Origin of the sequence: Streptomyces sp. NPDC047061 (assembly GCF_040643955.1) — a bacterium.
In the GTDB taxonomy this organism is placed as follows: Bacteria; Actinomycetota; Actinomycetes; order Streptomycetales; family Streptomycetaceae; genus Streptomyces.
On sequence record NZ_JBEYVI010000001.1, the window covers coordinates 469,105 to 491,205 of the forward strand.

General features: G+C 72.5%; 22 protein-coding genes. 11 read left to right on the plus strand and 11 right to left on the minus strand.

Annotated elements, in window-relative coordinates:
• Positions 1–9: 9 nt before the first annotated feature.
• The 7 genes from ABZ887_RS02205 to ABZ887_RS02235 form a co-directional block, all read right to left on the minus strand.
• On the minus strand, positions 10–1,131 hold the full coding sequence (locus tag ABZ887_RS02205; RefSeq protein ID WP_361281941.1) for a Gfo/Idh/MocA family oxidoreductase: 1,122 nt from the start codon (positions 1,129–1,131) through the stop codon (positions 10–12).
• Positions 1,128–1,967: a ThuA domain-containing protein gene (locus tag ABZ887_RS02210; RefSeq protein WP_361281943.1), complete on the minus strand. Its 840-nt coding sequence runs from the start codon at positions 1,965–1,967 to the stop codon at positions 1,128–1,130. The genes ABZ887_RS02205 and ABZ887_RS02210 overlap by 4 nt, the downstream gene beginning before the upstream one ends.
• The gene (locus ABZ887_RS02215) at positions 1,964–2,797 is read right to left on the minus strand and encodes a carbohydrate ABC transporter permease (RefSeq protein ID WP_361281945.1); all 834 of its coding nucleotides are present in this window, start codon (positions 2,795–2,797) and stop codon (positions 1,964–1,966) included. The genes ABZ887_RS02210 and ABZ887_RS02215 overlap by 4 nt, the downstream gene beginning before the upstream one ends.
• Positions 2,798–2,855: 58 nt before the next feature.
• Entirely contained in the window at positions 2,856–3,836 is a 981-nt protein-coding gene (locus ABZ887_RS02220; RefSeq protein ID WP_361281947.1) for a sugar ABC transporter permease, read from the minus strand.
• Positions 3,829–5,058 carry a sugar ABC transporter substrate-binding protein gene (locus ABZ887_RS02225; RefSeq protein WP_361281949.1) on the minus strand — a complete coding sequence of 410 codons (1,230 nt, stop codon included), beginning with the start codon at positions 5,056–5,058 and terminating at the stop codon, positions 3,829–3,831. Before ABZ887_RS02225 ends, ABZ887_RS02220 begins: the two co-directional genes overlap by 8 nt.
• A gap of 166 nt (positions 5,059–5,224) precedes the next feature.
• Positions 5,225–6,253: a LacI family DNA-binding transcriptional regulator gene (locus ABZ887_RS02230; RefSeq protein WP_361281951.1), complete on the minus strand. Its 1,029-nt coding sequence runs from the start codon at positions 6,251–6,253 to the stop codon at positions 5,225–5,227.
• A 328-nt stretch (positions 6,254–6,581) separates the two neighbouring features.
• Positions 6,582–7,976 (minus strand): PLP-dependent aminotransferase family protein, encoded by a 1,395-nt coding sequence (locus tag ABZ887_RS02235; protein ID WP_361281953.1) that lies wholly within the window; start codon positions 7,974–7,976, stop codon positions 6,582–6,584.
• Positions 7,977–8,136: 160 nt separating this feature from the next.
• Here ABZ887_RS02235 and ABZ887_RS02240 point away from each other — a divergent pair, with 160 nt between their 5' ends.
• From ABZ887_RS02240 to ABZ887_RS02250, 3 genes are all read left to right on the plus strand, one after another.
• Positions 8,137–9,360, plus strand: a complete 1,224-nt coding sequence (locus tag ABZ887_RS02240) for a Tm-1-like ATP-binding domain-containing protein (protein ID WP_361281955.1) — start codon at positions 8,137–8,139, stop codon at positions 9,358–9,360.
• Positions 9,361–9,482: 122 nt separating this feature from the next.
• The gene (locus tag ABZ887_RS02245) at positions 9,483–10,307 is read left to right on the plus strand and encodes a phosphoenolpyruvate hydrolase family protein (protein WP_361281957.1); all 825 of its coding nucleotides are present in this window, start codon (positions 9,483–9,485) and stop codon (positions 10,305–10,307) included.
• Between the two features lie 38 nt (positions 10,308–10,345).
• Positions 10,346–10,777 (plus strand): cupin domain-containing protein, encoded by a 432-nt coding sequence (locus ABZ887_RS02250; RefSeq protein ID WP_361281959.1) that lies wholly within the window; start codon positions 10,346–10,348, stop codon positions 10,775–10,777.
• Here the strand turns inward: ABZ887_RS02250 and ABZ887_RS02255 are convergent.
• Positions 10,728–11,450 carry a TetR/AcrR family transcriptional regulator gene (locus ABZ887_RS02255; RefSeq protein ID WP_361281961.1) on the minus strand — a complete coding sequence of 241 codons (723 nt, stop codon included), beginning with the start codon at positions 11,448–11,450 and terminating at the stop codon, positions 10,728–10,730. The genes ABZ887_RS02250 and ABZ887_RS02255 overlap by 50 nt on opposite strands.
• A gap of 57 nt (positions 11,451–11,507) precedes the next feature.
• Here ABZ887_RS02255 and ABZ887_RS02260 point away from each other — a divergent pair, with 57 nt between their 5' ends.
• The 3 genes from ABZ887_RS02260 to ABZ887_RS02270 all read left to right on the plus strand — a co-directional run bounded on the left by ABZ887_RS02260 (position 11,508) and on the right by ABZ887_RS02270 (position 13,711).
• Positions 11,508–12,185, plus strand: a complete 678-nt coding sequence (locus ABZ887_RS02260) for a class II aldolase/adducin family protein (RefSeq protein ID WP_361281963.1) — start codon at positions 11,508–11,510, stop codon at positions 12,183–12,185.
• Entirely contained in the window at positions 12,182–13,111 is a 930-nt protein-coding gene (locus ABZ887_RS02265) for a carbohydrate kinase family protein (RefSeq protein ID WP_361281965.1), read from the plus strand. The genes ABZ887_RS02260 and ABZ887_RS02265 overlap by 4 nt, the downstream gene beginning before the upstream one ends.
• Positions 13,112–13,315: 204 nt before the next feature.
• Positions 13,316–13,711, plus strand: a complete 396-nt coding sequence (locus tag ABZ887_RS02270; protein WP_361281967.1) for a luciferase family protein — start codon at positions 13,316–13,318, stop codon at positions 13,709–13,711.
• A 30-nt stretch (positions 13,712–13,741) separates the two neighbouring features.
• Here the strand turns inward: ABZ887_RS02270 and ABZ887_RS02275 are convergent, their stop codons facing one another.
• Positions 13,742–14,521, minus strand: a complete 780-nt coding sequence (locus ABZ887_RS02275; protein ID WP_361281969.1) for a DeoR/GlpR family DNA-binding transcription regulator — start codon at positions 14,519–14,521, stop codon at positions 13,742–13,744.
• Between the two features lie 134 nt (positions 14,522–14,655).
• Between ABZ887_RS02275 and ABZ887_RS02280 the strand changes: the two genes are divergently transcribed.
• Positions 14,656–15,549 carry an SIS domain-containing protein gene (locus tag ABZ887_RS02280; protein ID WP_361281971.1) on the plus strand — a complete coding sequence of 298 codons (894 nt, stop codon included), beginning with the start codon at positions 14,656–14,658 and terminating at the stop codon, positions 15,547–15,549.
• Positions 15,550–15,551: 2 nt separating this feature from the next.
• Entirely contained in the window at positions 15,552–16,424 is an 873-nt protein-coding gene (locus ABZ887_RS02285) for a class II fructose-bisphosphate aldolase (protein WP_361281973.1), read from the plus strand.
• On the opposite strand, the gene ABZ887_RS02290 is transcribed toward ABZ887_RS02285, so the two are convergent.
• On the minus strand, positions 16,411–17,541 hold the full coding sequence (locus tag ABZ887_RS02290; RefSeq protein WP_361281975.1) for a methyltransferase: 1,131 nt from the start codon (positions 17,539–17,541) through the stop codon (positions 16,411–16,413). The genes ABZ887_RS02285 and ABZ887_RS02290 overlap by 14 nt on opposite strands.
• Before the next feature lie 67 nt (positions 17,542–17,608).
• On the opposite strand from ABZ887_RS02290, the gene ABZ887_RS02295 reads away from it, so the two are divergent.
• The gene (locus ABZ887_RS02295; protein WP_361281977.1) at positions 17,609–18,259 is read left to right on the plus strand and encodes an alpha-ketoglutarate-dependent dioxygenase AlkB; all 651 of its coding nucleotides are present in this window, start codon (positions 17,609–17,611) and stop codon (positions 18,257–18,259) included.
• Positions 18,260–18,374: 115 nt separating this feature from the next.
• Entirely contained in the window at positions 18,375–19,610 is a 1,236-nt protein-coding gene (locus tag ABZ887_RS02300) for an ROK family protein (protein WP_361281979.1), read from the plus strand.
• Between the two features lie 69 nt (positions 19,611–19,679).
• Here the strand turns inward: ABZ887_RS02300 and ilvY are convergent, their stop codons facing one another.
• Positions 19,680–20,534, minus strand: a complete 855-nt coding sequence (ilvY, locus tag ABZ887_RS02305) for an HTH-type transcriptional activator IlvY (RefSeq protein ID WP_361281981.1) — start codon at positions 20,532–20,534, stop codon at positions 19,680–19,682.
• An 88-nt stretch (positions 20,535–20,622) separates the two neighbouring features.
• Here ilvY and ABZ887_RS02310 point away from each other — a divergent pair, with 88 nt between their 5' ends.
• Positions 20,623–22,095 (plus strand): ketol-acid reductoisomerase, encoded by a 1,473-nt coding sequence (locus ABZ887_RS02310; protein ID WP_361281983.1) that lies wholly within the window; start codon positions 20,623–20,625, stop codon positions 22,093–22,095.
• The last annotated feature ends 6 nt before the right edge of the window (positions 22,096–22,101 follow it).

The window sequence follows — 22,101 nt, forward strand, 5'->3', positions numbered from 1 at the left end:
GCGACGGCGCTACGGGACGAGGGCGTCGCGGACCGACGGCCAGCCGGCGAGGGCGGCACGTACGTCCGGGCGGTTCTCGTCGCGCAGAGCCGCCGCGTACGCCTGGTCGAGCACGTCGTCGACGAGCACCCGCCGTCCGGTCCGGGCCGACAGCACCGCGGCCTCGACCATCGCCAGGCTCATGGCGTTCTCGTGCACCTCGCCCATGGGTACGCCGCCGGTCCGCAGCGACTCGACGAAGACCTGGAGCGCTCCGGCGATGTCGGAGTACGGGGAGCGGGGGAGCTCGGCGGGTTGTACGTCGGCGACGAGCACGGGCTCGTTGTCGCCGTCCCACAGCGCCGAGCCCTTCTCGCCGCTCGCCCGCCAGGTCCCGTTCCACGACGTCTCGGCGCCCGGACTGCACCAGCTGCCGTTGTACGCGTAGTGTGCCCGGCCGGCCATCTCGAAGACGGCACTGGCCGCGGCGTCGCCCTCGTACCAGCTCCACGACGGGTTGTACGCCTGGCAGTAGGCGGCGACCGGATCCGCGCCGAGCAGGAAACGGGCCGCGTCGAAGGCGTGGATCGCCATGTCGACCAGCAGCGGGAAGGCCATCTCCTCGCGGAAACCGCCGAAGCGCGGGGCCTTGAAGAACTCGGTCGTCAGGGTGCCGATCGCACCGAGTTCCCGGAGCATCCCGCGCAGGGCGAACAGCTGGGGGTTCCAGCGCCGGGACTGGCTCACCATGAACAGTTCGCCGCTCACCTCGGCCGCGGCGGCCAGGGACAGGGCGCGGGCCAGGGTGTCGGCGATCGGCTTCTCGCCGAGGACCGGCAGCCCGGCGAACAACGCGGCGGTGGTGACGGGGTGGTGCGCCTCCGGAACCGTCACGTTGACGACCGCCTGGGCACCGTTGCCGGCCGCGAGCGCGACCGCGTCGGAGCCGACCGGGAGGCCGGGCCGGCCGAGGTCCGCCGCGGCCCGCCGGGCGGCGGCCAGGTCGAGGTCGACGATGCCGACGAGCTCGGTCTCGGGCGAGGCGGTGACGGTGGTCAGCCACTGCCGGCCCATGGAGCCGGCGCCGACCACCACGACGCGCAGGGGGTTCTCCGGCCCGCAACCGATGATTCGGTGGGTTCGGTGGGTCATCGCAGCGGCCCCGAGTAGGACGTGCCGTTGAAGAAGTCGTCGGTGTCGTAGCGCAGCAGCTCCGGGTGGCCGCGCTCGGGCCGGTCCGTACGCGCCCACTGGACGCCGTTGGCGATCACCCGGCGGATGTCCTTGTGGTGGTAGACCGGGTAGTCCTGGTCGCCGGGGCTGAAGTAGAAGATCCTGCCGTGGCCGCGGCGGAAGGTGCAGCCGCCGCGGATCACCTCGCCGCCCGTGAACGAGCTGACGAAGACCAGCTCGTCCGGGGCGGGGATGTCGAAGAACTCCCCGTACATCTCGTCCTCTTCGACGACGATCGGATGGGGCACTCCGCGGGCGATCGGGTGGGTGGGATCGACCGTCCACACCAGCTCGCGATCGTGCTCGTTGCGCCAGCGCAGGGTGCAGCTGGTGCCCATGAGTCTCACGAAGATCTTCGACCAGTGGCCGGAGTGCAGTACCACCAGCCCCATGCCCGACAGCACGTGCCGGTGCACCCGTTCCACGACCTCGTCGGACACCTCGGCGTGGGCGGCGTGTCCCCACCAGGTGAGGACGTCGGTGCCGGCGAGCACCTCCTCGGTCATGCCGTGTTCGGGGTCGTCCAGCGTCGCGGTGCGCACGGTGCAGGCGTCACCGAGGTTCTCCCTGATGCCCTCCGCGATCGTCGTGTGCATGCCCTGCGGATAGATCCTGGCCACGTGCTCCTCGAGCTTCTCGTGGCGGTTCTCGCCCCACACGGTCACCTGGAGCGGGGACGGGGACGAGGGCGGTGCGGAGGGCGTGGTCACAGTGGTGTGCTGCCTTTCTTCGAAGTCGCCCGAGGGGCAGGTCATTTGACGGCTCCACCGGTCACGCCGGTGGCGATGTGGCGCTGTGCCACGAGGAGCAGGACGAGGGCCGGGACGGAGGCGAGGGTCGCGGTGGCCATCACCGCGTTCCAGTCGCTCACATGGGCGCCGAGGTACTGGTAGAGGCCGAGCGTGACGGGGCGGACGTCCTCGGTCGTGGTCAGGGTCAGCGCGAAGAGGAAGTCGCTCCAGGTGAACAGGAACGTGAACAGCCCCGCCGTGATGAGGGCGTTCCTGCTCATCGGCAGGACGATCGAGACGAACGCCCGCAGCCGGCCCGCCCCGTCCACCCGGGCCGCCTCGATCACCGAGGGCGGGATGTTGCCCATGAAGGCCCGCAGGATCAGGATCGCGAAGGGGACGCCCGCCGTGGAGTCGGCCAGGATCAGGCCGGGGATCGAGTTGAGCAGGCCGAGGTCGTTGTAGGCGCTGTAGAGGGCGTTGGCCACGACGATGCCGGGGACCATCTGGCTGACCAGGATCCCGAGCAGCGCCGGGCCGACCCAGCGCGCGTGGACGTGGGCGAGCGCGTACGCGGCCGGGCTCGCGACGGCCAGGCTGAACGCCACGCTCCCCACTGCCACGATCAGGCTGGTCAGGAGGTTGGGCCCTTGCTGGCTCAGCGCGGTGGCGTAGCCGTCGAGGTCCGGGCGGGTGGGGAACCAGGAGGTGCCCACGGCGGCGTTGCCCGGCTGCAGGGAGACGTTGACCATCCAGTAGACCGGGAACAGCATCACGGCCAGGATCAGCGCCCCGACCGCGGTGTACCCCCACGGCCGCCGGGAGCGCCGCCCGTGGACGGGTGGGTGCGTCACCGGTCGGACAGCGGTGACAGCGGTGACAGCGGTGTGCGTGATCGGTGTCATGACGGCCTCACAGCTCGACGGCGCGTCGGTTCGCGCGCAGGTAGAGGACGGCGAAGACCAGCGAGACGGCGATGAGAATGTTGCCGAGCGCGGCGCCCTGCCCGAAGTCGAACTGCTGGAAGGACAGTTGGTAGGACTGGCTGGCGATGGTCTGCGTCGCGTTCGCCGGACCGCCGCCCGTGAGCCCCAGGATGACGTCGAGCACCTTGACCGTGTAGACGACGCCGAGCACGAGCACCACGGCGACCACGGGGCGCAGCAGCGGCCAGGTCACGTACCGGAACGCCCGCCACCCCGTCGCGCCGTCGAGGGCCGCCGCCTCGTACAACTCCTCGGGGATGTCCTGGAGTCCGCCGTAGAGGATCGCGACGTTGAAGGGGATCCCGATCCAGATGTTGACGCCGATCACCGCGATCAGCGCCAGCGAGGTGCTGGTCAGCCACCCGGGACGGTCCTGCACGAGGTGCAGGTCACCGAGGAACCGGTTGAGTACCCCGTTGTCCTGGTCGAGGATCCAGCGCCACACCGTGCTGGAGACGATCAGCGGCACCAGCCACGGCAGCAGGAGCAGGGACCGCAGCACGCCGTTCAGCGGGAACCTGCGGCGGAAGAACACGGCGACCGCCAGACCGGTGAGGAACTGCCCGGCGATCGAACCCACGGTGAACAGCGCCGTGTTGAGGAGCGCCTTGTCGAACACGGAGGAGGACACGACGGCCCGGTAGTTGGCGAGCCCGGCCCAGGGCGCCCGTCCGGAGTAGAAGGTGGCCGTGGTGTAGTGCTGGAACCCCATGACGACGTTCTTCACCACCGGGTAGCCGAAGAAGGCGACCATGTAGGCCAGGGCGGGAAGCAGGAACAGCAGGTGGGACTGGTGCCGCCGGCCGCGTCTGCCGAGTCTTCCGAGTCCGCCGGTCCTCCTGTCCGAGGGGGCACCGGCGCCGGGACCGTCCACGGCCCCCGCCGCCCGCCGCAGCACGTCAGCCATCCTGGGCCTGCTTCAGTGCCTTCGCCGGGGTCGCCCCCCGGGTGAGCGCGGTCTGCATCGCGGTGTAGATCCTGGTGGCGGCCTTCGGCCAGTCCTTGCCCAACTCACCTGTGCGGGCACGGGCGTTGCGCACCTGCTCGGTGAACGCCCGCATCCTGGGCTGTTCCGCGGCGAACTTGTCCATCAGCGCGGTCTTCGTCGGCACGGTCTGGCGCTGCTCGGCGAGCGCCAGTTGGTTCTCGTCGGAGTTGAGGCAGGCGACGACCTTGGCCGCCTTGGCCTGGCGCTGTGCGTTGCCGGTCTGCGGGATGGTCCAGGTCTCGCCGCCCAGCGGGACGACCGGGGTGTCGCCGGTCTCGGGCACCGGGATCTGCACGACGCCGTAGTGCAGGCTCTTGTCCTTGTCCAGGACCGGGAACTGCCAGGGGCCGTTGACCATCATGGCCGCGTTGCCCGCCGCGAACTGGTCGTCGACGTCGGCCTGGCTCCAGTTGACCACCGACTTCGACGCGGATCCGCTCCCGACCAGGTCCACCCACAGCTGAAGGGCCTGCGCGACCTCGGGTGTGGCGATGTCCTTCTCGTCGCCGCCGTTGGACCACATGAAGGGCAGGAACTGCCAGGTGCCCTCGTAGGTGGCCGGTGCGGCGAAGGCGATGCCGTATCTCCTGCCCGAAGTGAGCTTCTTCGCGGCCGACTTGAGCTCCGCCCAGGTGGTGGGCGGCTCGATCCCCGCCTTGTCGAGCATGTCCTTGTTGTAGAAGAGACCGATCGTGTTGGTGACCGGCTGCAGGCCGTAGAGCTTGCCCTGGTAGGTCGAGGCGTCCACCACGCCCTTGGCGTATCCGTCCGCCGACAGGCCGAAGTCGCCGATCGGGGCGAGGGCGCTGCCGGCGGCGATCTGCTGCAGGTCGGGGTTGTCGAGCATCAGGACGTCGGGCAGGGTCCGCGAGGAGGCCTGTTGCAGCACCTTGGGTATCAGGGCGGGGCCGGCCACGGCCTCCCGCTCGATCTTCACCCCGTTCTGCCGCCCGCACGCGTCCAGGACCTTCGCGTAGATCCCCCTGTCGGGCTGGTCGGTGTAGTAGTCCATCACCCGCAGCGTGTCGGCGCCGCCGGACGATCCGGCGCTCGACCCGCAGGCGCCCAGGGAGAGCGGTGCCAGCAGCGCCAGGGCCGTCGCGAGTGTCGTTCTCCGGAGGAATGCTCGTCGTTGAGCCATGTTCGTCCTCTCCTCGTTCTCTCCTCGACCGGCGCTGTCTCGGGCGGACCGCGCGGGGGTGTCGATACGTATCGACAGAGGGTGCAGCTCAACGCCCGACACGTACCGGATTCGATACGCATCGACAGCGATGACATGTCGTCCCCCGGGACTCGGGCCGCGGGGGTCAGCGGGCGGGCAGGGTGGTCCGGCGCCGGGTCAGCCGTGGGGTCACCAGCTCGACGGGCGACTGGGCGGGCACGCTCTCGCGGTTCAGGAGCCGGAACAGGATCCGCATCGCACGGCGCGAGACGTCCCTGGGTTCCAGCGAGAGGTTGCTGACGGGGGGTGTGGAGGTCTCGGCCGTGCGGTCCGTGCACAGTCCGATGACGGACAGGTCGCGGCCCGGAACCAGACCGCGGTCCAGCAGGCTCTGCAACGTCGGCTGGATCAACTGGGGGTCGGGGACGACAAGACCGAGCCTGCCGCCGGCGCCGGGCCCCGGCCCCGCGAGCGCCACGTCCAGGGCGGCCTCGGCGCCGGCACGGCTGATGTCCGGCGGGCTCACCTCGGCGTAGGCGACGCGGTGGGCGGCGGCCGAGTCCTCGGCTCCGCGCAGGAAGCGCCGGACGAAGTTGACGTCGCGCGCCATCATCTCGGGCGGGTAGCCGAGGAGGACGACGCGGTCGTGCCCGGACGCGGCCAGTTCGTCCACGGCCATGCGCCCGGCCAGGGTGTAGTCCAGGTCGACGCAGTACAGGCCCGCGGGGTCGTCCGGCACCCCGATCAGGATGACGGGCACGCTCAGGCCGGCCGCCACCGGGATGCGCGGGTCCTTCGCCCCCACCTCCATCAGCACGATCGCGTCGCACAGCGACTGGTCACTCAGCCGGGTCAGGCCCACGGCACCCTCGTCCTCGGTGGCCAGGATGACGTTGTGGTCCTCTTCGCGGGCGCACTTGGTGATCGTCTCGATGAAGGGCAGCACCCCCGTCATGTCGGCCCCCGGTGCGAAGGGCACGACCAGGCCGATCACCTGGCTGCGCTGGCTGGCCAGTGCGCGCGCACCCGCGTTGGGCTGGAACCCCAGCTCCTCGATCGCCTCCTCGACCCGACGACGGGTCTCGGGCGAGATCGAACGGCGTCCGCTCATGACATAGGAGACGGTGCTCTGGGACACGCCGGCCAACCGGGCCACATCCCGGCTTGTCACCATGCGAACCCCTCCTTCGGCCTCGATCGGTCCGACCCGCTGCCGAACACTGTCGATGCGTATCGACTGACTGCGACGAGACTGTAGGGATCGCCCACGAACAACGGCAAGGGCCGTGCGTCAAAAAAATCCACCGGGGCGGACGGACCCGCCGGTCGGTCACCGCGAGCACCCAACACCCGAGTCCCGTCACGGATTTGACGAAGGAGGCAGCGCTGGGCGGCCCACTTGCCCCGGGCAACCTGCCGGAATGCGGGGAGCAGGGTCACCGAGCTGGGACGACGGTGCGGCCGGCAGTAACCGGCGGTCGGGGTATTCCGGGCGCGGCTCGTCACGGGGAACGGGTGTCCTGGAGGGTGGCGAGGAGCCGGGCCGCGGCGGCGAAACGGGACTGAGGGTGCCATACCGGGAGTCGTACGAAGGTGCGGTGTCCGCCGTGCGGTGAGAAGGCCGGACCGGCGGTGAGCCGGATGCCGCGGGCCAGGGCCTGCTGGGCGAGGGCCACCGCGTCCCGGCCGGTGTCGGTCCACAGACCCGAGCCGCCCACCGGCGTGCTCCACCGCCAGTGGGGCAGCTCCGTGCGCAGCACCTCCTCGGTCACCGCGAACTGCTGGGCCAGGAAGTCACGGCGCAGTGCGCGCTGCCGGTCGGCCCGGGGCAGCAGAAGCAGTGCCGCCAGCTGGTCGGCGACCGGGCCGCCGAGGTCGATGCCGCCGCGCAGCGCGGCGAGCCGTCCGACGATCTCCCGGGGCCCGCGCACCCACCCGACGCGGAGCCCGCCCCAGAACAGCTTGGACAACGTCCCCACGATCAGCAGGCGTTCGGGGTCGGCCACCCGCTCCAGCCCCGGCAGCGGGCCGGAGCGGAACCAGCCGAGTTCCGCCTGCGACTGGTCGTCGACCACGAGTGTGCCGTGCCTGGCCGCGAGGTCGGCGAGGCCCCTGCGCCGCGGCTCCGGCACGTGGACGCCGGTCGGGTTGTGCAGCGCGGTCTGGACATAGAGGAGATCCGCGTCGGCGACGCCGGCTTCGAGGAGGTTCAGGTCCGCGCCGGCCGGGGTGAAGGGGATGCCCCGGACCCGGCCGCCCGCTCCCGCGAAGGCCTCCAGGGCACCTCGGTAGCTGGGGTCCTCGACCAGAGTGAGGGTGCCCGGCCCGGCGATGGCGGTCGCGATCAGCCAGACGGCCTGCTGGGAACCCGCGGTCACCAGGACCTGCTCCGCACGCGTGGGCAGGCCCTGCGCCGTGATGCGGGCGGCGAGCGCGGCCCGCAGCTCGGGCAGCCCCGCGGGGTGATAGCCCGTCCCCTGGAGATGGTGCCTGCGCAGCTGCCTGCCGACCTCCGGCATGACGTCCGTGACCAGCTCCGAGCCGGGCAGCGCCCCGGAGGAGAGATCGACGACCACCTGACCGCCGCCGAACGAGGTCAGCCGCCCCTCGTCCGGCCGGACGAGGCCCACGGCGCCCCGGACATACGTGCCCGACCCCCGCGCCGCGGTCAGCCGGCCGCTCGCCATGAGCTCGGCGTAGGCTCGGGCGACCGTGCCCCTGGCCACGCCGAGCGCGGCCGCCAGCGCACGCTGGCCCGGCATGCGCCACCCGGCGGGCAGGTGCGAGCCGTCGATCAGCTCGGCGAGCGCGTCCCGGAGCGGAACACTCACCGACGCCTCACCGCGCCACACGCCGAGCAGCCGCGCCACCCGCTCGGCGTCCTCGTCCGTCCGCATCGACCGCCCACCTCCCGGCTCGGCCCACTCGGCCTGGCCTTGGGCACCGGCCTCGGTGCACCGGCCTTGGTCCACTCGGCCGCAAGTGGACCACACACCACGTTCCCACCCGGCAACAATGCCTGGCACAGGGCTCGAAGGAGAGCAGGAGGCGGGCACGATGGCCACGGTCGTTCTCATCGGCACGATGGACACCAAGGGCGAGGAGTACGCCTGGATCGCCGACCGGGTGCGCGCCCACGGCGCGAGCATCGTCACCGTCGACGTCGGCGTGTTCTCGGAGTACGCCGCGGACGTCACCGCCTCGGCGGTCGCCCGGGCGGGCGACGCCGAGCTCACGGCGCTGCGGGAGGCCGGTGACCGGGGCGCCGCCATGGCGGCGATGGCCTCCGGCGCCGCCTCGGTGGTCCTCGCGCTGTACGCGGAGGACCGGCTGGACGGTGTGCTCGCCGTCGGCGGTTCCGGCGGCTCGTCGGTCGCGTCCCGGGCGATGCGGGCCCTGCCGGTCGGGGTGCCGAAACTGCTGGTGTCCACGATGGCCTCGGGCGACGTCTCGCCGTACGTCGGCGAGAGCGACGTGACGCTCATGCACTCGGTGGTGGACGTCGCCGGGATCAACTCCGTCTCCGGACAGGTCTTCGGCAACGCCGCCGCCGCGATCGCCGCGATGGCCGGGGTGCAGGAAGCCCGCCGTGCCGCACCGGCCGACGGGCAGCGGCCCCTGGTCGGGGTGACGATGTTCGGCCTGACCACCCCGGCCGCCGACGAGGCACGGGCGGAACTGACCGAGCTCGGCTACGAACCGCTCGTCTTCCACGCCACCGGCGCCGGTGGCCGCGCGCTGGAGAAGCTGGCGCGCGACGGCCGGCTCGCCGGGGTGCTCGACCTCACCACCACGGAACTCGCCGACGACCTCGTGGGCGGTGTGCTGAGCGCGGGCCCGCACCGGCTGGAGGCGGCCGGCGAACGGGGTGTCCCGCAGGTCGTCTCGCTCGGCGCACTCGACATGGTCAACTTCGGGCCACGGGAGACGGTCCCCGCGAGGTTCGACGAGCGGAGCTTCCTGATCCACAACCCGACGGTCACGCTGATGCGGACCACGCCGGCGGAGAACGCGGAACTCGGCCGCAGGATCGGCAAGAAGCTGTCCCGCGCCGACGGGCCGGTCGCGGTGGTCCTCCCGCTGCGCGGGCTGAGCGGCATCGACAAGGAGGACGGCCCGTTCCGGGACGCCACGGCGGACGCGGAGCTCTTCACGGCGCTGCGCGACGCGCTCACCGGGTCGCCGGCCGAGATCATCGAGATGGACCAGCACATCAACGACCCCGGGTTCGGGCGCGCCGCCGCCCGGCGGCTGCACCGGCTGATCACCTCCGGCCGGTGAGAACCGCGACGGCAGGTGGACCCCGACGGCCGGTGGGGCCCCGGACGGCCGGTGAGGCCCCCGACCCGCGCCCGTGGGCGGGCGGAGACGCGCACCCGCGGGTGGACGGAAAGGACGTGACCATGGACCGGAGCACGGCACTCGAACGGCTGCGGAAGACCGTGGCGGCAGGGCGGCCGGTCATCGGCGGCGGTGCCGGTACCGGCCTCTCCGCGAAGTCCGCCGAAGCGGGCGGCATCGACCTGCTGATCATCTACAACTCGGGGCGGTACCGGATGGCCGGCCGGGGCTCCCTCGCGGGCCTGCTGGCCTACGGCGACGCGAACGCCATCGTCATGGAGATGGCCGACGAGGTGCTCCCCGTGGTCAAGGACACCCCCGTGCTCGCGGGCGTCAACGGCACCGACCCGTTCCGGGTGATGGGCCGCTTCCTCGACCAGGTCGAGGCGGCCGGGTTCACCGGTGTGCAGAACTTCCCCACGGTCGGGCTCATCGACGGTGTCTTCCGCCAGAACCTGGAGGAGACCGGGATGGGCTTCGACCTGGAGGTCGAGATGATCGCCGCCGCCCACGAACGCGGCCTGCTGACCGCGCCGTACGTGTTCGACGCCGGTCAGGCCACCGCCATGGCCGAGGCCGGTGCCGATGTCCTCGTCCCGCACATGGGTCTGACCACCAAGGGCACCATCGGCGCCCACACCGCGCTCACCCTCGACGACTGTGTGACGCGCGTCCAGGCGATGCGGGATGCCGCGGTGGCGGTCGACCCGGACATCCTCGTGCTGTGCCACGGCGGCCCCATCGCGGAACCCGCGGACGCACAGTACGTCCTCACGCGGACGGACGGAGTCGTGGGCTTCTTCGGCGCGAGCTCGATCGAACGCCTGCCCACGGAGACCGGCATCCGCAGGCAGACCGAGGACTTCAAGTCGATCAGCTTCCGATGAGTCCCACGACACCTACCACTCCGACGAGATGAGGAACCGTGAGCGAATCCGAGGCGAGGACCCGCACCGGGCCCTCCGAACTGCCGACCGAGGTCTTCGACTGGGGAAGCATCAAGTGGGGAGTGAGCGCCGCTCTGTTCCCCGGGGCGCCCCTCACCGCCGGCGAGGTGATCATCAATCCCGCCAAGGGGCACGACGTGCACACGCACCCGGGCTCCGACGAGATGCTCTGCTTCATCGACGGCGAGGGCGTCCAGACCGTCGGTGACTCGGGGGAGTTCCCGGTGGCGGCGGGGGACTTCGTCTGCGTGCCCAGGGGAACGCCGCACTCCACCTTCAACACCGGCTGGCGGCAGCTGCGCGTCATCGCGGTCTACACACCGGGCGGCGCCGAGCTGGCCCTGCGGGAGCTGCCCGACTTCACCGCGCTGACTCCGGGCGTCCAGCCGGTCTGGGAACGGGCCCGCTGACCGGCGCGGTGCCCACCGCACCGCTGTTCTGCTGCGCCGGCCTCGCCGCGAGGGCCGCGAGGTAACCGCGCAGCATGACCTTCGCCTCGTCGAGGAGGCCCGCGTCGCCCTCGGCGTCGCGGCGGAAGGCCTCCTGGGCGAGCGCGTCGGCGGCGAGGACGGCGGCATGGCAGGCCCGGCCGAGCCCCTCCGTGTCGCCGGCGATGCCGAGCGCGAGCAGCACCCGGTGCACTCCGTCGGCCATCCGGCGCTTGTGCTCCCGGTCCGCCGCCCGGGTCCGGTCGGTCAGGCCGCTGCCGAACCACAGGGCGCGGAAACCCTGTTCGGTGCGGTAGAGCCCGGCATAGGTGTCGATCAGCACGCCGACCGGGTCGGACCAGCGCTCGGCCGCCGCGCTGCGCACGAACTCCTCCATCACCGCTTCGAGCTGGGAGAAGTACGTCGCCGCCAGCGCGTCGATGATCGCGTCCCGGTCGGGCAGGTACTGGTACAGCGAGCCGACCGACACCCCGGCCTCGGCCGCGACCCGGGTCGTGGTCAGGGCCGGCACGCCCTCGGCGATCAGCACCCGCTCAGCCGCCTTCAGCACCCGCGCCAACCGGGCCTTGCTGCGCGCCTGTTGGGGAGTCCGGCGCAGTACGGCCCCGGTCTCCTCGGCGGTCGGCTCGCTCACCCGCGGCTCCTGAATCTGAACGTGACTTTGTTTCAGGTTTACGTTAGCGTCGCGGCCATGACGGACTCAAGCTCCGCGCTGGTTCAGGAACGGGCCGCGGTGGCGGACGTGTGCCGTCGCCTGGGAGCCGCGGGCCTGCTCATCGGTACGGCGGGCAACGTCAGCGTGCGGGTGGGGGACCGGGTCGCGGTCACCGCCACCGGCGCGGTGCTCGCCCAGCTCACCGCGGGCCAGGTGACGGTGGTCGACCTGGACGGCAAGGTCGTCGCAGGCACCCTCCAGCCGACCTCCGAACTCGACCTGCACCTCGGGGTCTACCGCCGCTACGGCGCCGGCGCGGTCGTCCACACGCACGCCCCGATGGCCACCGCGCTCTCCTGCGTCCTCGACGAACTTCCGTGCATCCACTACCAGTTGCTCGCCCTCGGCGGCACCGTGCGGGTGGCGCCGTACGCCACCTTCGGTACCCCGGAACTCGCCGAGTCGGTGCTCGCCGCGCTCGACGGCCGCAGCGCCGCCCTGCTGGCCAACCACGGCTCGGTCACCGTCGGCCCGACCCTCGACAAGGCCGTCGAGAACGCCCTGTTGCTCGAATGGGCCTGCGGTGTCTACCAGCGCGCGGCTGCCCTCGGGACGCCCCGCGTCCTGGACGAGCGGCAGCAACTCGCGGTGATCGAGGCCGCGATCGCCCGGAACTACGGCACCACCCACACCCTGCAGGAGGGCAAGCCATGAGAGTCGTCACGATGGGCGTCCATGTGCTGGACGTGCTGGTCCGGCCGGTGGACGCGATACCCGAGGGGCAGGGCGCCACCCTGGTCGAGGACATCAGGATGACCGCGGCAGGTACCGCCGGCGGGACCGCGCTCAGCCTCGCCAAGCTCGGCGCCACCGTGCGCAGCGCCGGGGCCATCGGCGCCGACGCGACCGGCGACATGCTGGTGCAGCTGCTCGGCAGGGCCGGGATCGACACCGGCTTCCTCGTCCGGCGCACGGACACCGCCACCTCGGCGAGCGTGCTGCCCATCCGCCCCAACGGCGACCGGCCCTCCCTGCACCTGCTCGGCGCCAACATCACCTACGGTGTCGACGACGTGCCCTGGGACGCCCTCGCCGAAGCCACCCATCTCCACCTCGGCGGCCCGGAGTTGATCGGCGTCGACGTCGCCGCGCGCATCCTGCACTTCGCCAAGGAGCACGGTGTCACGACCTCCGTGGACCTGCTCGCGCCCGGAGTGCTCGGCAGCTTCGAGCAGATCGCGGCGGCGCTGCCGTACGTCGACCACCTCCTCCCCAACGACGACCAGGTACTGGGCTTCTCCGGTGAGGACGACCTGGTGGCCGGCGCGAAGAAGCTGGTCGGGGCCGGCGCCGGGCTGGTCGCGGTCACCCGGGGCGGCGACGGCGCGCTGCTGGTCACCGCCGAGGGCGCCGAGCCGGTGCCCGCCTTCGAGATCGACGTCGTGGACACCACCGGCTGCGGCGACGCCTTCTCGGCCGGATTCGTCTACGGCATCGGGCTGGGCCGCACCCCGCACGACTCCGCCGTCCTCGGCAACGCCGTGGCGGCCCTGGTCGCCCAGGGCCTCGGCAGCGACCACGGGGACTTCGACCTCGCAGCCGCCGACGCGTTCGCGGCGACGGCCGCCAGGCGCGCGTAGGACAGATGCGGGCCCTGCGTAAAACGTGACGTCGGCCACGTTCGCCCCGGACGCCCGAGAGGTACCTTCCGTCCCTCGAACCACTGAAATCCTGCGGATATTCACTCGTCCCGGGCGTCTGTGTTCGGACAGAGTCCGGCAACAGCTCGGTTAATAACTGCTCGCTGGTTGGTTACCGGAGAGTGAGCGGGCCATGATGGCCCCATGACGTTGGCCTCGCGCGCTCTGGCGCAACTGGCGACCTGGCCCGACCTGACCCAGGCCGTACCGAGCTGCGGTCTGGGCCAGGCCGTGAGTTCGTCGGAGGGCGAGATCGCGCACTTCCACTCCGACCGCGATGTGGACCTGCGTCTCACCGCCCATGCCATCCGGCACTTCGCCAAGGACCTCAGGGGCACGGGGGCGATCCGGATCGTCCCGGGCTCGCAGTGGGTGACCATACGCCTCGACGCCGCGAGCGACGTCGACCTGCTGCTCACCCTGGTGAGCGTCGCCCTCCAGGCCCGGCAGAGCTGGCCCGACCCGGCCGACCGGCCCGTGTTCGGCTGCAACGACCAGCGGGGCGCGGGATTCGTCAGCGCGGACACCAGCGGGATGTGACCGGGAACGGGGCCGCTGGGGCCCGCCGCGTCACACGGTCAGGACCCGGATCCCCGCCTCCTCGAACCGGCGTACCGCCTCCGGCGCCGCCGCCGTGTCCGTCACCAGCGTGTCCACCAGTTCCGCCGCGCAGATCCGGGCGAAGGCCCGCCCGCCCAGCTTGCTGGAGTCGGCGGCGACGACCACCCGGGCCGCACGCTCGCACAGCAGCCGGTTGACCGCGGCCTCCGCCTCGTCGTGGGCGGCCGCCCCGTGCGTGACGTCGAATCCGACCACCCCGAGCACCGCCACATCCAGGGTGATCTGACTCAGCACCCCGTCCGCGAGCGGCCCGATGAGCTCGTACGACTGCGGGCGCGCCACCCCGCCCGTCACCACGATCTTGAACTGGGGCCGCACCGCCAGCTCGTTGGCGATGTTGAGCGCGTTCGTGACGACCGTCAGCGCCGGAGTGCCGGTGGCCAGGTCGCCCCGCACCGCCAGGGCGCGGGCCACCTCCGTGGTGGTGGTGCCGCCCGTCAGCCCCACGGCCTCGCCCGGCGCGACCAGGTCGGCGACCGCCTTGGCGATCCGCTGCTTCTCCGAGGCCTGCCGGGCCGTCTTGTAGCGCAACGGCAGCTCGTACGACACCCCGTGGACCACCGCCCCGCCCCGGGTGCGCACCAGCATCTGCTGCTCGGCGAGCTGGTCGAGGTCCCGGCGGATGGTGGCCGCCGAGACCGCGAGCTCGGCCGCCGCCTCCTCGACCTCGAGGCGACCGCGCTCGACCAGCAGTTCGAGCAGTGCCTTCCAGCGGGCGTCGCGTGACATCCGCCGCCTCCGTTCCTCGATCTTCCGGTGACCTTAGCGCACCTGACTTTGGGCGGGATGCTTGATTGTGATTGAAAGGTGGCTCTATCTTGCAAGAACAATCACGACAGGGCATCCAGGGGAGGGGTAGTGGTATGTCACATACCACCGAAGAGCTGAACAGCCAGCCGGACTGCTGGACACAAGCCGCCACCGAGGCCACCCGCCACGCCCACGCGCTCCCCGCCCCCGGCGAGCGGGTGGCGATCGTCGGCTGCGGCACCTCGTACTTCATGGCCCAGGCCGCCGCCGTACTGCGCGAGTCCGCGGGGCACGGCGAGACGGACGCCTTCGCCGCCTCGGAGTTCCCGCACGGGCGGTCCTACGACCGGGTACTGGCCCTCACCCGGTCCGGCACCACCACTGAAGTACTGGACCTCCTGGGCGAGTTGAAGGGACACGTCCGCACCGCCGCGATCACCGCCGACCCCGGCACCCCGGTCGCGGAGGCCGCCGACGACCTCGTCGTCCTGGACTTCGCCGACGAACGCTCCGTCGTCCAGACCCGGTTCGCGACCAGCGCGCTCACCCTGCTCCGCGCCCACCTCGGACTGCACACCGACGCCGTGGTCGCCGACGCCCGCACCGCGCTGTCGGCCCCCCTGCCACCCGCGCTGGTCGAGTGCGCCCAGTTCACCTTCCTCGGGCGCGGCTGGACCGTCGGGCTCGCGAGCGAGGCCGGACTCAAGATGCGCGAGGCCTCCCTGTCCTGGACCGAGGCCTACCCGGCGATGGAGTACCGGCACGGCCCGATCAGCATCACCACCCGCACCACCGCCACCTGGATGTTCGGCCGGGCCCCCGCCGGACTCGCCGAACAGGTCGGCGCCACCGGCGGGTTGTGGATCCAGGGCACCCTCGACCCGCTCGCCGAACTCGTCCGCGCCCAGCGCCTCGCGGTCGCCGTCGCCGTCGCCCGGGGCCTCGACCCCGACCGGCCGCGCCATCTCACCCGCTCGGTGATCCTCACCCCGTCCGGCGAGGAGTGAGCGTGCCCCTCGCAGCCACCGGCGCACTACTGACCAGGGCCGCCGAAGTCCGGTCCGCAGTCGCCGCGTTCAACGTCATCGGCCTCGAACACGTGGAGGCCGTCATCGCGGGCGCCGAGGCGGCCGGTTCGCCCGTCGTCCTCCAAGTCAGCGAGAACGCCGCCAAGTTCCGCCACGGACGGCTCCTCCCGCTGGCCCGCGCCGCCACCGCGGCCGCCGAACGCGCCCTCGTACCCGTCGCGTTGCACCTCGACCACGTCCGGAGCGACGACCTGCTCCGGGAGGCACCCGCCGCCGGGTTCAGCTCGGTGATGTACGACGCGTCCCGGCTGCCGTACGCCGAGAACCTCGCCGCCACCGCGGCCGCCGTCGACTGGGCGCACGCTCAAGGCCTGTGGATCGAGGCCGAGTTGGGTGAGGTCGGCGGCAAGGACGGTCGGCCGGCGCCGGACCCGCACGCACCCGGGGCGCGTACCGACCCCGCCGAGGCGCGGGACTTCGTCGCCGGCACCGGTGTCGACGCGCTGGCCGTGGCGATCGGCAGCGCGCACGCCATGACCACCCGCACCGCCGCCCTCGACCACGACCTGCTCCGACGCCTCGCGGCCGCGGTGCCGGTCCCGCTCGTCCTGCACGGCTCCTCCGGGGTCCCGGACGAGGGCCTGGTCGCCGCGGTGGCCGGCGGCATCGTCAAGGTCAACGTCGGCACGGCGCTCAACATGGCGATGACCGCGTCCGTCCGCCGCTTCCTCGCGGACCGTCCCGAGGCCGTCGACTCCCGTACCTACCTCGGTGCCGGCCGGGAGGCGATGGCCCGGGAGGTGGCCAGGATCATCGGCGTGCTGGCCGGCGCCGTCGGGACTACCCGCGCCTGACCGCCTTCAGCACCACGAACTTCGGGTCGCTCGCCACCAGTTGACTGTTGCCGAACAGGCGGCGCAGCGTCACGTGGTAGCCCAGGTGCCGGTTGCCGATCACCCACAGCTCGCCGCCCGGCCGCAGCGCCCGCTTGGCCCCGCTGAACATCCGCCACGCCGTCGCGTCGGTGGTCGCCTGGTGGGAGTGGAACGGCGGGTTGTTCAGCACCACGTCCACGCTCCCGGCCGCGACCCCGGCCAGACCGTCCCCGACCCGGAACTCGGCATGCCCGGGCACCCCGTTGGCCTTGTACGTTGCCTCCGCCGAGGCGACCGCCTGGAACGACTCGTCCACGAACAGCACCTCGGCCGTCGGATCGGCCAACGCCACCGCGGTACCCACGACGCCGTTCCCGCACCCCAGGTCCACGATTCGCCGGCCGCCCTCGGGCAGATGCGCCAGGAAGAACCGCGTACCGATGTCGAGCCGGTCGGCGCAGAAGACCCCCGCGTGGTTGACGACCGTACGCCCGGAGACCGCGCCGATGCCGTCGGGGAGCGCGTAGCTGTACGGCCACGGATTCTCCGGGCGCGCGAGCTCCGGATCCGGTGTGCAGTGGATCAGCCGGGCCTTCTGCTCGGCCAGCGAGGTCCGGGTCGGCCCGATGATCCGCTCGAACAACCGGAGGGTCGACGTGTGGATCTCCTTGACCATGCCGGTGCCGATCACGACCGTGCCGGCGTGCACGGCGGGCGCCAGCCGCAGCAGCTGGTCCTCGAGGAGCGCAAGGCTCTTCGGCACCCGCACCAGCAGCACGTCCACCCGCTCCGGCGGCGGATCCTGTGTGGTCAGCAACTGCACCGCGCCCGGCTCGACACCCGCGCGCGCCAGGTTCGCACGGGTCGCCTCCTGACTCAGGTACGAGTCGGTGATCTGCACCGGCCGGTGCTCCGCCAGCGCCGTGACCAGCGCCCCCCAGCGGTCGCCCAGCACCACGACCGTACCGGACAGCCCGATCCGCTCCCGGCCGAGATACCGCAGCAGGTACGCGTCGGAGGCGTCCCAGGCACGCAGCCGGTCGCGTGGATCCTCCGGGAAGCGGGACAGCTCGAACTCGCCCCGGGCAGTCGTCATACGGTCGCTCATCGTGCGTCCAGGCTAGCCGAACCGCAGCTCAGGCCCGGTCGGGCAGGATGGGGGCATGGAGGATCAGCTGTTCCCGAGGGCGCGCGCCCGCATCGCGCCGGGCGCCGTGCACGTCCCCGACTGGCTCGACGCGGACCGCCAGCGCGCGCTGCTCGCCGCCTGCCGCGACTGGGCCCGGCCCCCGGCGGGCCTGCGCACGGTCCGCACGCCCGGGGGCGGCACGATGACCGCCCGCCAGGTCTGCCTGGGCTGGCACTGGCACCCGTACGCCTATGCCCGCACAGCCGTCGACGGCGACGGCAGCCCGGTGAAGCCGTTCCCGGCCTGGCTCGACGAACTGGGCCGCCGCGCGGTGACCGACGCCCTGGGCCCGACGGCGGCCGGCGGATTGTCGTACGACATCGCACTGATCAACTTCTACGACGCGGACGCCCGCATGGGCATGCACCGCGACGCCGACGAGAAGTCGGACGCACCGGTGGTGTCGCTGAGCCTGGGGGACGCGTGCGTGTTCCGCTTCGGCAACACGGAGAACAGGGGGAGGCCTTACACGGACGTGGAGCTGCGGTCGGGGGACCTGTTCGTGTTCGGGGGCGAGAGCAGGCTGGCGTACCACGGGGTGCCGAAGGTGTATCCGGGGACGAGACCGGAGGAGCTGGGTCTGGTCGGCCGTCTGAACGTGACTCTTCGAATGAGCGGTTTGTGAAGCGCGCCTCAAAGGGGCGCGGGGCTGAATCGATGTGCGGCTCCGCCGCGTGGGCGCGACCAGCCACAACGTACCGGCACGGTTCAACACTACGGATCATGGCAGACTCCCTTTCATGAGCGGCAAAACGGCCCCCGGCCCGACGGGGAACGGAACCTCGAAACCCCGGTTGGACCGAGGACGTGGCGCACTCGGCCCCGCCCTGGAACTCGTGCACACCGGCCGCGCCCCCACCCGCGCGGTGCTCACCGCGGAGCTCGGCGTCACCCGGGCCACGGCCGGTGCCGTCGCCGCCGAACTGGAGGCGCTCGGTCTGATCAGGGTCGACGCCCACCCGGGCGCCGCGGCCGGGTCGCAGGGCCGCCCCTCGCACCGGCTCGAGGTCGCCGAGAACGGCCCCGTCGCGCTCGCCGCGCAGGTCCACGCCGACGGGTTCCGCGCGGCGCTGGTCGGGCTCGGCGGCCGGATCGTCGCGACCGCGCCCGGCTGCGAGGCGGTCGACGCCGACCCGGCGAAGGTGCTCGGCTCGGTGGTCGAGGCGGGCGCCGACCTCCTGCGCAGCACCGGCCTGCACTGCGTCGGCGCCGGTCTCGCCGTGCCGTCCGCCGTCGCGGAACCGGAGGGTCTGGCCCTCAACCCCCTCCACCTGGCCTGGCCGGTGGGGGCGCCCGTGCGCCGGATCTTCGCGGAGTGCGTGCGCGCGGCCGGGATCGCCGGACCGGCGTTCGCGGGCAACGACGTGAACCTGGCCGCGCTGGCCGAGCACCGGCACGGCGCCGGCCGGGGCGCCCGGGACCTGCTGTGCGTGGCCACCGGGCACCGCGGCGTCGGCGGCGCCCTCGTCCTGGACGGCCGCCTGCACACCGGGAGTTCGGGCCTCGCCCTGGAGGTCGGCCACCTCGCCGTCAACCCCGAGGGCCGCCCCTGCCACTGCGGCAGCCGGGGCTGCCTGGACGTGGAGGCCGATCCGCTGGCCCTGCTGATCGAGGCGGGCCGCGAGCCCGGCCCCGAGGTGTCGCTGCTCCGGCAGGCCGAGGACCTGGTCCGCGACCACTACGCCGACCCGACCGTCCGCAGGGCCACCGAGGCCCTGATCGACCGGCTCGGCCTCGGCCTGGCGGGCCTTGTCAACATCCTCAACCCCGACCGCATCATCCTCGGCGGCCTGCATCGCACCCTCCTGGACGCCGACCCCGAGCGGCTGCGAGCCGTGGTCGCCGACCGCAGCCTGTGGGGCCAGAGCGGCAGCGTGCCGATCCTGCCGTGCACGCTGAGCCACAACAGCCTGGTGGGAGCGGCCGAGTTGGCCTGGCAGCCGGTGCTGGACGACCCGCTGGGGGCACTCCGGTAGCCACCGGCCACCCACCCGGCCGGCCACCGCAACGGCCCACCGCCGCCCGCCCACCACCGCGCCGCCCGCCTACCACCGCGCCGTCAGGCTCCACAGCGCCGCCACCAGCGGCCGCCTGAGGTCGGCTCGGCGTACGCACAGACCGATCGGGAACGGCTCCGGCGCGGGGTCGGCCGGGAGCACCGTGACCCGGTCCCGCACCGCGCTGTGTTCCAGGACCAGCCGGGGGACCACGCCCGTGCCGCAACCCAGGGCGACCAGGGCCAACAGGGCCTCGTGGCCGTCCGGTTCGCACGCGACGTGCACGGGCCGCCCGCGCGCCCGGAACCAGCGGTCGGCCGCCTCGCGCACCAGACCGCGCTGGGGGAGGACGAACGGGCCGTCCAGGCCGGGATCCGGGCGGTCACGCGCGGTGACCAGGACCAGATCGGTGACCGTGACCGTCCGGCCGACCAGCGGTTCCGGCAGCCGCGCGGGGATCCCGGCCACGGCCACGTCGGCCTCGCCCTCGTCCAGCCGGGCCAGCGCGGCCGCCGCGTCCCCGGTGCGCAGATCCAGCCGCACCTGGGGGTGCGCCGTACGGAACGGCGCCAACAGCTCGGGCAGCAGGGTCTGGCAGGCGGTCACGGTGGCGAACACCGAGAGCCTGCCGGTGAGTTCGGCCGGGTCGGGGCGTTCGTCGCGATACGCCTGCCACAACTCCAGCGCCTGTAGGGCGTATTCGCGGAAGCGCTGGCCCTCCGCCGTCAGGGACACCCCGCGCGGGCCCCGGTCGAACAGCCGATGCCCCAGCTCCGCCTCCAGCCGCTGTACGGTCCGGGTCAGCGTCGCCGGGCTGACATGGCAGTCCAGGCTGGTCCGCCCGAAGTTCAGGGACTGGGCGAGATGGAGGAAGAGCCGCAGCCCCCGGTGATCGTCCCGCACGCCGCGACCAGGCCCTTTCATGATCCGCAACAGACCGCTGCGGAAGTTGCGCTTGTCGCAACGCCCGCCCGGAGCCTACAACTCGACCATGACCTCGACGACCACCTACACCTCCCGTGTCTTCGCACTCGAAACCATGGACGTGCCCGGCGGCACGGAGACCATCCTGCGCGGCGGACGGCACCTCTTCCCCCTGCTGCCCCAGGCGTTCGCCGGAGTCGCCCGGATCGGTGTCCTCGGCTGGGGCCCGCAGGGCCGCGCCCAGGCCCGCAACCTGCGCGACTCCCTCGCCGGCACCGGCATCACGGTCACCGTCGGCCTGCGCCCCGGCTCCGCCTCGGCCGCCGACGCCCGCTCGCACGGTTTCACCGAGGAGAACGGCACCCTCGGCGACTGGCTCGCCGTCGCCGCCGACAGCGACCTGCTCCTCCTGCTGATCGCCGACGCCGCCCTCGCCGCCCACCACCGGGAGATCTTCGCGGTCCTCAAGCCCGGTGCGGTCATCGGCCTCTCGCACGGCTTCCTGCTGGGCCATCTCCGGGAGACCGGCGGCGACTTCCCGGCCGGGCACGGCGTGATCGCCGTCTGCCCCAAGGGCATGGGCGACTCCGTGCGCCGACTCTACGAACAGGGCGCGGAGATCAACGGCGCCGGGATCAACAGCAGTTTCGCCGTGGCGGTCGATCCGGACGGCCGCGCCACCGACCTCGCCCTCGGCTGGTCGGTCGCGCTCGGCGCGCCGTACACCTTCCGCACCACGCTGGCGAGCGAGTACCGCTCCGACATCGTCGGCGAACGCGCCATCCTGCTCGGCGCCGTGCACGGCATCGTGGAGAGCCTGTACGGCCACTACCGGCTCGGCGGGGACGACGAGGTGACGGCGTACGAGCGGTCCTGCGAGAACGTGACCGGGCCCATCGCCCGAACCATCTCCCGGGCGGGGCTGCGGGCCGTCCGGCAGGATCTCGACCCGGCCGGGCGCGAGGTCTTCGACCGGGCGTACACGGCGACGTACGGGCCCGCCCGCGAGCTCGTCGCCGAGATCTACGACGAGGTCGCCGACGGCACCGAGATCCGCAGCGTGATCCTGGCCGAACGGCGGCTCGGGCAGCGGGAGATGAGCAGGATCGGCGGCTCGCCGATGTGGGCGGCGGGGGAGCGGGTGCGGGCCCGGCGGGCCGAACGGGAGCTGTCCGTCGAGCCGTTCACCGCCGGTGTGTTCGTCGCCACGATGATGGCGCAGATCGACGAGTTCGCCGAGCGCGGTCACCCCTGGTCGGAGATCGTCAACGAGTCCGTCATCGAGGCGGTGGACTCGCTGCTGCCCTACATGCACGCCCGGGACGTGGCGTACATGGTCGACAACTGCTCCCGTACGGCGCGTCTCGGCACCCGCCGGTGGGGCCCGCGCTTCCTGGCTTCCTTCGAGCAGATCGCCTACCCGGCGGCCGAACTCCCTGCGGACCAGGATCTGTTGGGCGCCTTCGACACCCACCCGGCGCACGAGGCGCTGGCCGCCGCGGCGAAGCTCCGCCCGTCGGTGGACATCTCGGTGGTCTGAGGCGGT